Raw genomic sequence first — 12,011 nt, forward strand, 5'->3', positions numbered from 1 at the left:
CCTAGCTAGAATTAGATGGAAATACACTTTTTATTCCCGAGACTTGACGAATTTTTGCTCATTGAAGAGATACTCAGAAATGATGATATTTTATTGGATGTTCTTGATATCGAGGGAAATCATCAGTATCAATTGATAAATTATCATCTGCATGAATCTAAGAAGTTTTCTTGCCTTCTTGATCGTAATATTGTTACTGATCTTGTTTCACTAATCAGAGGTAAACAGGTTCCAGAGGATTCCAGCGGGAAAAGTTTGAGAATAGTTGCTGGTTTGCAGGCATTCCTGAATGCCGCTGAAATTTTGTCCGAGCCAAGTATTGCTTACCATGAGTATATGGATACGGCGGATCTCGTGACTGCTGATACAGAACTTGCATTATTTCGAAGCGCAGATAATCTTAATGCTAATATTTTTCTAGACATAGCACTTGGTTTGCGGACTTCAGTGCCACAAGATGCTGTTCCACATTTCTCTTCGGGTGAACTTAAGAATAAGAATATACCCGAAAAGCTCAAATATTTTGAAAGAAACATCATTACAATCAAGAAGGCTCTGATTATCAAGGCATCGGGTGTATCGGATTATGAGGTTATGCTTCAACTTACTGATTGGTTGTTTGACAAATATATGTTTACTTCCCCGGCGTTCTTCTTCTTGTGTATTTATCTGAGTCATGGACGCATTCGGGGGATGCTCAAATCGCATAACTTGAAGGATATTAGGAATGCGACATGGGATCTATGTTTTCTGCAAGAGTGGAACTCACTATCAAAACAAAATTCTCAAGCTCGTTGGCTAGTGGCTACTCGAGACCGTGCGATCAAAGAAGTGGCACGTTTAATGTTCATACACAGTGAATCAGAAATACACTACCTGAAACAACTTGAGAGTGTATTCGGAAAAATGTGGGGAGCCAAGAATAATCATGGCAGGGACTTATTAGAGCGTATTCGGCAATTCCGGTTGCGTATGGATGATTCACAGCGAGGTATAGTAGGAGCTGACTCGACCTACCTATTGCAACTTGACAGAGAAATAGATGCGGAATACAACGCGCTTGCTAATATGCGCTAACTACATAAAAAAGGAATTTTCATTATGTAAGCACACAGAAAATTCTGTACTTTGATCTATTAACTATTACTAATCAATCCAGAAACCCATCCAATTAAATCCGGTTTAACCACCACCAGTATCACCACCGCAAACAGAACCAGCACCGGAAATTCATTGAACCAGCGGTAAAACACGTGACCATGCGTGTTGCTGTCGGTTTTGAATGCCGTAACAAATTTTCCGCAGTAATAATGATAGACGATCAATAATAATACCAGAGCCAGCTTGGCGTGCAGCCAGCCTCCGGAAAAACCGTAACCCAGCCACAACCACACGCCGAAAACCACGGTCAGTACCGCGCCGGGTGTCATGATGCCATAATACAGCTTGCGCTCCATGATTTTGAAGCGTTCTTTGCCGGGTTGGTCTTCGCACATGGCGTGATAAACAAACAAACGTGGCAGGTAGAATAGCCCCGCGAACCAGGTGACCATGAAAATGATGTGCAGTGATTTTATCCAGAGCATGGCAGTGTGAATGATTGGTGTAAAAGTTGCTATGATACTGGGCTTGGGGTTTTGGCGCTATCTCTTGCGATCAGGTGAATTAAGCGCGGCGTTTAGCATGATAAGATTAAGCGAGATGACTATGAATCAACATTATCAGAATTTAGTCCACAAACTGGAAGAAATCGCCCATTTGGGCGGCGTCATGAGCACGTTGGGTTGGGATCAGGAGGTGATGATGCCGGCGGGAGCGAGTGATGCACGTGCCAAGCAAATTTCAGCGCTGGCAGGGATTATTTACGAGCGCATGACGGATCCCGCGCTGGGAGATTGTCTGAGCGAGTTAAATGAGCAGGATCTTGCTGCGTTGGGCGAAGCGGAGCGCTGCAATATCCGCGAAGCGCAGCGCAGCTATGAACTGGAAACCAAGGTGCCGAAGCGGTTGGTGCAGGAGTTGGCGGAACTGGGCTCGCGCGGGCATGGCGTTTGGGTGACGGCGCGCCAAGATAATAAGTTTGCCGATTTTGCGCCGGTGCTGAAACGTTTTCTGCAATTGAAGACGGAATGGGCGCAGTGCGTTTCCCCCGAAATGGCGCCTTATGATGCGAACATCGATCTGTTTGAGCGCGGCACGACAATGGCCATGATTACGCCGATATTCGAGCGCCTGAAGCAGGAATTAATACCGTTGATTCATGCCATTCAAGACCATTCCTATCAACCGGATACGTCTTTTCTGCAAGGTCGGTTTGCGCTGGATAAACAGGAAGCGTTGGCGCGCAAAATCAGCCGGGACATGGGGTTCAATTTTGAACAGGGACGTATCGATGTGTCGGTACATCCGTTTTGCGGCGGAAGCCATCCGACCGATGTGCGCATCACCACACGCTATAAGGATAGTAATTTTATCGAATCACTGTATTCGGTGATCCATGAAACCGGCCATGCGCTCTACGAGCAGGGGCGTCCGCATGAGCTGGGGGATTTGCCGGCGTCAGAATCGTTGACGATGGGCATACACGAATCCCAGTCATTATTCTGGGAACGCATGATCGCGCAGGGCAAACCTTTTTGTACACACTATTTCGATACCATACGCGCGGCGTTTCCGGAGAATCTGCAATCCGCTACGGTGGATTCGTTTTATCGCGCGATCAATACCTGCAAGGCGGATTTTATTCGCGTGGAAGCGGATGAAGTGACTTATCCGCTGCATATCATCCTGCGCTATGAAATCGAGAAAGGTTTGTTTGATGGTTCGATGCAGGTTGATGATTTGCCGCACATTTGGAACGAATTGATGCAGAAATACTTGGGAATCAAGCCGCCGACCGATACGCTCGGTGTGTTGCAGGATTCGCATTGGAGCGGCGGGGCGTTTGGGTATTTTCCTTCATACACGCTGGGTGCGATGTATGCGTGCCAGTTTTATAAAACGCTGTTGAGTGAGCAACCGGATACTGAAGCAAATATCGCCAAAGGAAATTTTGCGCCGATTAAAGGCTGGCTCAACGAGAAAATTCACCGCCAAGGCAGTCTTTATACACCACAAGCGCTTGTTCAGCGCGTTACTGGAGAGGATTTGAATCCGGATTATTTCATTAATTACCTAAAAAGCAAATATGGCGAAATCTATGGGTTGAATCAGGCTTAGTTTTTTGAGCGCGAGTGGCATAGATATTATGCCTGCCTGCGGCCTTGGTTACTCTCTATCCATTTTTTCACGCGATTGGCATCGCCGATACGGGTATTTTTACCCCAGGAATTCAGTAAAACAATGACCACGGGTTGACCGGAAATGTTGGCTTGCATTACTAGGCAGCGTCCGGCTTCACTCAAGTAGCCGGTTTTCGAGACATCGATTTCCCAACCTTGGTTGCGCACCAGACTATTGGAGTTGACATATTGTAATTGGCCGCGCTTGTTTCCAGGTGATACGGAATGTTGGGATGTCGTTGAGAATTCACGAATTGCCGCATAGTTATTGGAAGCAGTGACCAGTTTTGCCAGATCGCGCGCGGTAGCGACATTACCACTATTCAAACCGGAAGAGTCGACAAAACGGCTGTTCATCATACCGATTTTCCTGGCTTTTTGATTCATGGCGTTCACGAATGCCTGCGTGCCGCCCGGATAAGTGCGGCCAAGTGCCGCTGCGGCGCGATTCTCGGATGACATCAGCGCCAGTCGTAATAATTCATGGCGGGGATAGCTGCTTCCGACGGGCAAGCGCGAGGAAGTGTGCTTCAATTTATCGACATCGGCTTGAGTAATGGTGATTTTTTCATTCGGCGATAGCCGTGCATCCAGCGTGACCATAGCGGTCATTAATTTGGTAATGGAAGCGATGGGCATCACCTTGTCGGCATTTTTGTCATAAATGATGCGCGCATTCTGCGCATTGAATACCATTGCCGCCTGAGATTTGATATCCGGGTTGTTTTTTGCGAAGGCACTATGGGTATAAAAAAATATGACGCAAATTAACAGAATTGCTTGTTTCATTATTGATTTATCCCCATGAGTTAACTGAGCTCTCTGAAAATACCATTAAAAATTTCCCATTATCTGAATGCGACCGGAATCAAATCAAATATTCCGAATTATTACTATATAATTGCGCGAACCATAAGCTGTGCCATTGCCATACCGTAATTTTTCTATTTTACTATAAATCTAACCAAATTTTAATATAAAAAATTGATAATAAATTTCATATTTATAGTATGTTATGGCCTATTTTTGAGAATTTGAGTTAATAAATGAAGAGCAATGTGTTGATAATAGGATGAAAAGGCTTCTTTAAGTTAAACCAAAGATCAACATGATGATTTGATCCGTTTTTTCCAGCACGACAGACCTGATGCAGAAAACCACACCACTCCTATTGCGCTTCATTCGTCTGTTTCATTTGCTCATACATGTTACTTCAGGGTTATTGCAATCGATTGTTTATCCGTACTTTCCGTTGCATATTCAGCGCCGCATGATGCAGCGTTGGGCAGTGGGTTTGCTGTCTATTCTCCACATTAAATTGCAGTGCCACGGCAGATTGCCGGAAACGGAAGTTCCGCGTGCCTTGTTTGCGGCTAATCATGTGTCGTGGTTGGATGTTTGTGTGCTGATGGCAGTCTGTCCGACGCGTTTTGTCGCCAAGGCGGAAATCAGCCATTGGCCGGTATTAGGGTTGTTGAGTAGAAATGCGGGCACATTATTTATTGAGCGCGCAAAGCGCAGTGATACAGTGCGCATCAATCAACAGATCAGTGACGTACTGGAGAAAGGCGAGCGGGTTGTCGTTTTTCCCGAAGGCACTACCGCCGATGGCACTCAACTCAATCATTTTCACGCTTCATTGCTGCAATCGGCTGTTACATCAGATGCGCTACTTTACCCAGTGGCTATTGGCTATCGCAATGTGGCAGGGAATATTTGCGCGGAAGCTGCCTATATCGAATCGTCTTTGGTCGTGTCGCTGCAAAAAATATTGAGTCAGACAAGCATCCATGTTGAACTCACCGTGAGTGAAGCGGTTCAATGCGGGATGAGGAATCGGCGGGAATTAGCCCGTTTCGCGGAGCATGCGATTGCTGAGGCGCTGTTGTTGCCTATTCCACACAAGAAAGCTGGAAAATTTTCCGATCTTCCAGTCGGATAGCCGTTAATTCTCTGCCCCATACGCAACCAGTATCCAGCGCAATCACATTATCCGCGAGATGTAATCCTAATGCGGACCAATGGCCGCAGATGACAGTATGCTGTCGACTGGCTCGTTGGGGTAAGCCAAACCATGGCAAATAGCCGGATGGAATGGATTGCGGATCGCCTTTAAAAGCGAAATTCATTCTGCCGTCGGGTGTGCAGACACGCAGGCGTGTCATGGCGTTGATAATGACGCGTAAGCGGACATGGCCGGTCCATTCGTCTTGCCAGTAATTCGGCTCATTGCCATACATCAGTGCAAATAATTCCTGATCATCGTCCTGGCGTAGGGCATGTTCAACCTCATGAGCCAATTGCCCAGCTTGTGCAATCGACCAGGATGGCAATAAGCCCGCATGCACCATAGCGTATTGGCTTGCGGTGTGAAATAGCTTTTGTTGCCGTAGCCAATGCAATAATTCATCGCGATCGGGCGCATCCAGAATGGGTTGAATCGTGTCGCTGGGGTGTTGCTTTGCGATGCCTGCGGCAACCATCAATAAATGCAGATCGTGATTGCCCAGTACCATAGTCATCGCACCGCCTGCTTGCTTGATATACCGCAAGAGCGAGAGCGAATCGGGACCGCGGTTAACGATGTCGCCAACCAGCCATAATTTATCTGCAGTAGGGTCAAACCGGATGTGATCAATCAAGCGCTGAAATGTCGTAAAGCAGCCTTGAAGATCACCCATTGCATAAGTTGCCATGATTGGCGGTCGCTTAAGTCAGGTAGCTAATGATTGTGCCAATAATTGAATAAATTAACGTAAACCGAGTACATCCTGCATGTCGAACAAGCCATTCGGTTGATCGGCCAGAAAACGCACTGCGCGTAATGCGCCCATTGCAAAGGTCATACGACTGCTGGCTTTATGTGAGATTTCCACGCGCTCACCGATGCCGGCAAACATGACGGTATGGTCGCCGACAATATCACCTGCACGGATGGTTGCAAATCCAATGGCCTCCGGATTTCTTTCGCCGGTGACACCTTCGCGACCATAAACGGCCACTTTGCTGAGGTCTCTTTTTAATGCATCAGCAACGACTTCGCCCATCCGTAGCGCGGTGCCGGACGGTGCATCTACTTTATGCCGGTGATGCGCCTCGATAATCTCGATATCGTAGCCTTCATTCAATACTTTTGCGGCGATTTCCAGTAGCTTGAAAGTCACATTCACGCCAACACTCATATTGGGGGCGAATACGATCGCAATATCTTGTGCGGCTGCTTTGAGTTGCGCTTTTTCTTGTGCTGAGAAGCCGGTGGTGCCAATGATCATTTTGACACCGGCTTCCCGGCAAACGGCCAGATGCGCGAGGGTGCCTTCAGGGCGGGTGAAATCAATCAGTTGGTGGCAATTCTTCAACGCGACTGTAAAATCACTGACAATCGGAATGCCGCAACTGGCGCCTATTAATTCTCCTGCGTCCCTATTCAAATAAGGGCTGCTAGCTCTTTCCAATGCAGCGGCGAGTTGCATATCGGGAGCTTGTGAGACCACTTCCAATAATGTGCGCCCCATGCGTCCGGCGCTGCCTGCAATAGCAATCTTTTGAATGATCATTGTATTCCCACGATGATTTTAAGTTTATCAGGCCGTTGCAAAATGATTTGAACAGCCGATACGGTGTTAAGAACAGACTCAAAATGCTCGTTGATTACGCATAAACTGCGCTTTCTCTCCTGTTTTTGCCTAGTATCGACTGCTTCTAAAATGTTTTTCAATGGCCTACTAAATGAACAATAAATAAAAATTATCACTTATTTTGCTTCTGTGGTACTTGATTGAACCTTTTCCGGTTCAGGGCTAGCTTCTACAGGTCTGGGTTTGATTGGATACTTAGAAAAACTCAGGTAATTTTCAATATTGACTAATTTGTCATCGTCAAAATAGATTGTCAGCCGCTTTTGTTCGACTAAATCGCCTTTTTCGCGCCATATATAGACATAATCCCATCGGTTATCGCGAAATGTATCGACAATCAGTGGTGACCCCATGACAAAAAGAACTTGCGATTTGGTCATTCCTGGTTTTAGTTTTTCCAGCATTTCTTCGTCGATCACATTACCTTGTTGCACATCGATCTTATATAGAATATGAGGAAAGTATGAGCATCCTGCTACGATGAGGAAAACCAGCGGTACGAGAATGTTTGCAACCATTTTATTGATGATATTATATGTTTCCAAAGTGAGCATAGCACTATATGATACAACAAATCATTTTCTGAACAGAGATAACCATGAGCAATTCTGGCGACCTAAAAAGTATAGATCTCAAAAATAGTGGCCTTAAAACAACGCTGCCTCGACTCAAGATATTGAATTTATTTGAACAAAGCAGTGTGCGTCATTTGTCCGCAGAAGATGTTTATAAGGAATTGCTCAACGAAGGTGAAGACATAGGGCTGGCCACCGTTTATCGTGTTTTAACGCAATTTGAGCAGGCCGGATTGTTGGAGCGGCATCATTTTGAAAGTGGTAAAGCGGTATTCGAGCTAAAACGCGACGGGCATCACGATCATTTGGTCTGTTTGCAATGTGGTCGTGTCGAAGAATTTTATGATTCTGAAATAGAGCAACGTCAGGAAGCTATTGCGAATGATCGAGGATTTCGGTTGCAGGAGCACTCATTGTCTTTATACGCGGATTGTATCAAACCAGCCTGTCCTCATCGAAAATAATAAAATAATGCACGCACTTGCAGTAAGTTATTCGCCAAGAATTAAGCTTTGTTTGCTTGATATCAGTTTAAGGCACTTATTCCCAGGAATCCTAATGCTATTAGGCTGGCTGTCGGTGCATAATGTGTATGCCGACACTGGTCATTTCAGTGAGTGCATATCCCGAATAGGTGTGCAAGCAAAGACCGAAGGTATTTCCGATACAACGATCCAACAAGTGCTGAGTAAAGTCAGACACAATCAGCGGGTCATTGAATTGGATCGACGCCAACCTGAATTCACGCAGACATTTGCAAATTACTTTAATTTGCGCATTAATGATGAGCGTGTTCAACGGGGTCGGGAGTTATTGGCTAAGCATCGTGGATTATTGAATCAGATTCAACAGGAAAGCGGTATTCCGGCACAATATCTGGTTTCATTCTGGGGGCTGGAAACCAGCTACGGCGGGAATTTTGGCGACTGGTCTGTAACCGATTCACTAGCCACACTTGCTTGCGATCCACGCCGCAGTAGTTTCTTTACACAAGAATTGCTCAATGCGTTACGCATTGTCGATGCCGGCGATATCTCCGCTGAACGCATGATTGGCTCGTGGGCAGGTGCCATGGGGCATATGCAGTTCATGCCGTCCACTTTTTTGCGGTATGCCAAGGATATGGATGGAGACGGGCGCCGCGATTTATGGGGCAGTATTCCGGATGCGTTGGGCTCTGCCGCAAACTTTTTACGACAATTAGGCTGGGTTCCCGGGCTAGACTGGGGACAGGAAGTTCGGTTACCGGCAGCTTTTGATTATTCACTGGCTGGGCGAGATCAGATGCTCAATCTGATCGAGTGGGCGAAACTCGGTGTTACTACTGCTTCTGGAACGGCATTGACACCCACAGAACAAAGAGCTGCATTGCTTGTTCCTGGTGGTCATCGGGGCCCTGCTTTTTTAGTTACCAAGAATTTTTATATCATCATGCGCTGGAATCGATCTGAATTTTATGCGCTGTCAGTCGGGCATTTGGCGGATCGCATTGCAGGCGCGCCTGCATTGCAACGCTTACCACCGATTGATACGATAAAAATAACGCGTGAACAGGTAAGACAGCTGCAAATGGATTTGTCAGCACTGGGTATCGATGCGGGCGAAGCGGATGGCGTGATGGGCTCAGCGACGCGGCAGGCAATCAGCCGTTTTCAACAGAACACGCAACGCATTGCCGATGGCCATTTGGACGCCGCATTGCTAACAGCAATTCGTGAAGCAGTGAATACCTTACCTCGTTAGAAGATGTTTGATGGTTTCTTGCTCAGCAAGTAATTCCTGATAGCTTTTTTGCATTTTTTCCTTATCTAGTTCACTGATTTCCAGTCCCTCAACAATTTTATACTGACCGTTCTGACAAGTCGCAGGGAAGCTGTAAATTACTCCGCTAGGAATACCATAGCAACCATTGGAAGGCACGCCCATCGAAACCCAATTACCTTCCCGGGTACCAAAAAACCAATCTCGCATATGATTGATAATGGCATTCGCCGCGCTGGCCGCGCTCGATTTGCCACGGCGTGCTTCGATAATGGCTGCACCGCGTTTTTGCACGGTCGGAATAAAATGATTTTCTATCCACCCGGAATCTGTTAACAGCGAGGTTATTGGGGTGTTATCGATGGTCACATGGCTTAAATCAGGAAATTGCGTATTGGAGTGATTGCCCCAAACGATCATTCTCTTGATCTCTGACACAGGCACTCGGAGCTTTAGTGCAACCTGAGATAATGCGCGATTATGGTCCAGTCGCAACATCGCGGAGAAATTGCTGGGATCAAGATCGGGAGCATTTCTCATGGTAATGTATGCATTGGTGTTGGCAGGATTACCAACGACCAGTACCTTGACATTACGTTTTGCGGCTACATTCAGCGCTTTGCCTTGTTCAATGAAAATAGGACTATTGGCTGCGAGGAGGTCTTTGCGTTCCATATTTTCCCCGCGTGGACGCGCGCCAACCAGCAAGGCAATGTCTACATCATTGAATGCAACTTCTGCATTATCGGTGGTGATAATTTCAGTTAATAACGGAAAAGCGCAATCATACAACTCCATGACAACGGCATCGAAAAAAGGTTGTGCTTCAGTAACATCGTGCAACTGAAGAATAATCGGTTGATCGTTGCCAAACATGTCGCCTGCCGCAATGCGATATAGCAGGCTGTAACAAATCTGTCCCGTTGCTCCGGTAACAGCAATTCGAATAGGCGTTTTCATTTTTTCCAATCCTCGAAAATCCACCAATAGGCTGAGAAAATTGGCGGTATATGGGGAAAAGTGATCAAATTATACTTGTAATCGGAGTCCCGCGGAAGAGTATGTTTGTTTAAGAAGTACAGAATCACGATAGGATGCTGATTGCATATTAGAATACAAGAGAGGGTTTTGGAAAATCGTGATCAGATCTGCAAAGGTGTGGTTTTGATGAGAGAGCTTTCCGGGTTATTGAGTTTCGGGAAATTGTCGCGCTGTACGACTTGTTGTTACGCACAAAGCCACGCATCCGCGATGTCAATCCTGAAGAAATCCAACGGATTGCTTTGGATGGAGGTGTCTGAACACATACAATCCCCGGAGCTCTTGGTGTGCAAGAATAGGTAAGTTCATTACATGCCGGTAGAGAGTCCTGGTATACCGATCCGCTGTATACGGATAGCATTGTTTCCTTCTTCATATGCGAGTAATTTACCTTCTTTCTGCCACAGGCGAAATGCCAGAGAGTACGACAATACGCGTATCGGATAGTCGCGCGGCAGCGTTTGTAAATATGGTTGAATAGTAGTGAAATCAGTGGCGCCATATTGCTGCATGATAAAACGCAGTCCTCCGTTAGCCGGACCGATGTTATAGGCGAGTAAAGCCAAAAATAGATCACCTTTCATTTCAGCTAAATAGTGTTTAAATGTGGCTGCACCGACAAAAGCGTTGTGTCGGGAGTTTTCCAGGGAAATTTTTTCAGTACCTAACTTTTGCTGTGCTTGCGTCATAACTATTTTGGGAACACGGGTGATCTGAAATAAACCGCGCCCACCATCACTGCTGTCTCTCGGTATAAAAGATGATTCTGTTGCCGCAATACCTTGTAATAGATGGGCATCAACATTGAAAGCCTTGGCTGCATCTCTGATTGCATGTTGATATTCTTGGGACCGGTCAAGCATTTTTTGCAGTTGTGCTGAATTATGTTTGCGATAAGCCGCATAGACTTGATGCGAAATTGTCATACGGCCTGCTTCTTCCTTGCCTCCAACCAGTGTACGGAAATTTCCATAAGCCAGGGTAAATTGATCGTGGGTCACAAACCAGGCGATCAGCACGACAAATGATAAGGATAGAATCAAGGGGAGGAATTCAGAATAGAGTTGTAATCTTTTCCTTAGTTTCCACCAGCCGATGAGAAAAGCAGAAGCCACCATTATTAATATCAATACGCCGGTAGCGAAAGGCAGCAAGCTGCCAAAAAAACTGGTGCCCGAAAACCGGTTTGCGGAATAACCCAACAGCATGATGATGATTAACACTGCAGTAATGCTCAAACCGAGAATTTCTATGCTTGTCAGCAATAATTTCTGTTTAAGTCTACTGGGCTGATTTCTTTTTGGTTTATTCTTACCAGTTCGCATTGACAGATTGCGATTGCGATTGCGCTTGCGTTTAGGCTTTGTATTGTTGCCGGATTCAGGATTGCTGAGATTGACTGTTTTATCCATTGGAATACAGAATTCATATGATTCAGCAGATTGTAAGAGTTAACCGGATTGCTTGCAGTAAAAAATCTGGCTAAATGATGGAGCAGTAACAAGATGGTGCTATCTGGACAGGATTCCAATTGTGATTGAAGGGGGATATAAGCTACATATCATATTAACTGATCCTCAGTAAGCATTATCTTTTTGGACGACGATCCAGACGGTACGCAGGATGATCCAGAGGTCTAGCCAGATGGACCAGTTTTTGAGGTAATACAGATCGTGTTCGATGCGCCCTTTCATTTTTTCCAGTGCTTCGGTTTC

General features: G+C 45.9%; 13 protein-coding genes. 5 read left to right on the forward strand and 8 right to left on the reverse strand.

The genetic code is table 11. The annotated features are described in order from the left end of the window. The first annotated feature begins 15 nt into the window (after positions 1 to 15). Positions 16 to 1,077, forward strand: a complete 1,062-nt coding sequence (locus C8R34_RS14145) for a hypothetical protein (RefSeq protein WP_110341668.1) — start codon at positions 16 to 18, stop codon at positions 1,075 to 1,077. A gap of 59 nt (positions 1,078 to 1,136) precedes the next feature. Here C8R34_RS14145 and hemJ read toward each other — a convergent pair whose 3' ends face one another. After that, positions 1,137 to 1,586 (reverse strand): protoporphyrinogen oxidase HemJ, encoded by a 450-nt coding sequence (gene hemJ / locus C8R34_RS14150; RefSeq protein ID WP_110341670.1) that lies wholly within the window; start codon positions 1,584 to 1,586, stop codon positions 1,137 to 1,139. A 121-nt stretch (positions 1,587 to 1,707) separates the two neighbouring features. Between hemJ and C8R34_RS14155 the strand changes: the two genes are divergently transcribed. Beyond that, positions 1,708 to 3,219 carry a carboxypeptidase M32 gene (locus C8R34_RS14155; protein WP_110341694.1) on the forward strand — a complete coding sequence of 504 codons (1,512 nt, stop codon included), beginning with the start codon at positions 1,708 to 1,710 and terminating at the stop codon, positions 3,217 to 3,219. A 26-nt stretch (positions 3,220 to 3,245) separates the two neighbouring features. On the opposite strand, the gene pbpG is transcribed toward C8R34_RS14155, so the two are convergent. After that, positions 3,246 to 4,070: a D-alanyl-D-alanine endopeptidase gene (gene pbpG / locus C8R34_RS14160; RefSeq protein WP_110341672.1), complete on the reverse strand. Its 825-nt coding sequence runs from the start codon at positions 4,068 to 4,070 to the stop codon at positions 3,246 to 3,248. 358 nt (positions 4,071 to 4,428) lie between these two features. Between pbpG and C8R34_RS14165 the strand changes: the two genes are divergently transcribed. Then, complete coding sequence (locus C8R34_RS14165) at positions 4,429 to 5,223, forward strand: 1-acyl-sn-glycerol-3-phosphate acyltransferase (RefSeq protein ID WP_110341674.1); 795 nt, start codon at positions 4,429 to 4,431, stop codon at positions 5,221 to 5,223. On the opposite strand, the gene C8R34_RS14170 is transcribed toward C8R34_RS14165, so the two are convergent. From C8R34_RS14170 to C8R34_RS14185, 3 genes are all read right to left on the reverse strand, one after another. Continuing rightward, on the reverse strand, positions 5,174 to 5,977 hold the full coding sequence (locus tag C8R34_RS14170) for a symmetrical bis(5'-nucleosyl)-tetraphosphatase (RefSeq protein ID WP_110341676.1): 804 nt from the start codon (positions 5,975 to 5,977) through the stop codon (positions 5,174 to 5,176). The two genes, C8R34_RS14165 and C8R34_RS14170, sit on opposite strands and share 50 nt — an antisense overlap. A gap of 54 nt (positions 5,978 to 6,031) precedes the next feature. Continuing rightward, entirely contained in the window at positions 6,032 to 6,838 is an 807-nt protein-coding gene (gene dapB / locus C8R34_RS14175; RefSeq protein ID WP_110341678.1) for a 4-hydroxy-tetrahydrodipicolinate reductase, read from the reverse strand. A 197-nt stretch (positions 6,839 to 7,035) separates the two neighbouring features. Next, positions 7,036 to 7,473, reverse strand: coding sequence for an outer membrane protein assembly factor BamE (locus C8R34_RS14185; protein ID WP_258364512.1), 438 nt, complete (start codon positions 7,471 to 7,473; stop codon positions 7,036 to 7,038). Between the two features lie 44 nt (positions 7,474 to 7,517). Between C8R34_RS14185 and fur the strand changes: the two genes are divergently transcribed. Further along, entirely contained in the window at positions 7,518 to 7,958 is a 441-nt protein-coding gene (gene fur, locus C8R34_RS14190; RefSeq protein ID WP_110341682.1) for a ferric iron uptake transcriptional regulator, read from the forward strand. A gap of 94 nt (positions 7,959 to 8,052) precedes the next feature. Further along, positions 8,053 to 9,237: a lytic murein transglycosylase gene (locus C8R34_RS14195; protein WP_258364513.1), complete on the forward strand. Its 1,185-nt coding sequence runs from the start codon at positions 8,053 to 8,055 to the stop codon at positions 9,235 to 9,237. On the opposite strand, the gene C8R34_RS14200 is transcribed toward C8R34_RS14195, so the two are convergent. The 3 genes from C8R34_RS14200 to C8R34_RS14210 all read right to left on the reverse strand — a co-directional run bounded on the left by C8R34_RS14200 (position 9,226) and on the right by C8R34_RS14210 (position 11,990). Then, a complete protein-coding gene (locus C8R34_RS14200) occupies positions 9,226 to 10,215 on the reverse strand; it encodes a malate dehydrogenase (RefSeq protein WP_110341686.1) in 990 nt (329 codons plus the stop codon). The two genes, C8R34_RS14195 and C8R34_RS14200, sit on opposite strands and share 12 nt — an antisense overlap. A 389-nt stretch (positions 10,216 to 10,604) precedes the next feature. Beyond that, positions 10,605 to 11,708 carry a lytic transglycosylase domain-containing protein gene (locus C8R34_RS14205; protein WP_110341688.1) on the reverse strand — a complete coding sequence of 368 codons (1,104 nt, stop codon included), beginning with the start codon at positions 11,706 to 11,708 and terminating at the stop codon, positions 10,605 to 10,607. Positions 11,709 to 11,873: 165 nt separating this feature from the next. After that, entirely contained in the window at positions 11,874 to 11,990 is a 117-nt protein-coding gene (locus C8R34_RS14210) for a sugar transferase (protein ID WP_258364462.1), read from the reverse strand. Between the last annotated feature and the right edge of the window lie 21 nt (positions 11,991 to 12,011).

The sequence above is a fragment of the Nitrosomonas sp. Nm84 genome, from assembly GCF_003201565.1.
Taxonomy (GTDB): Bacteria; Pseudomonadota; Gammaproteobacteria; order Burkholderiales; family Nitrosomonadaceae; genus Nitrosomonas.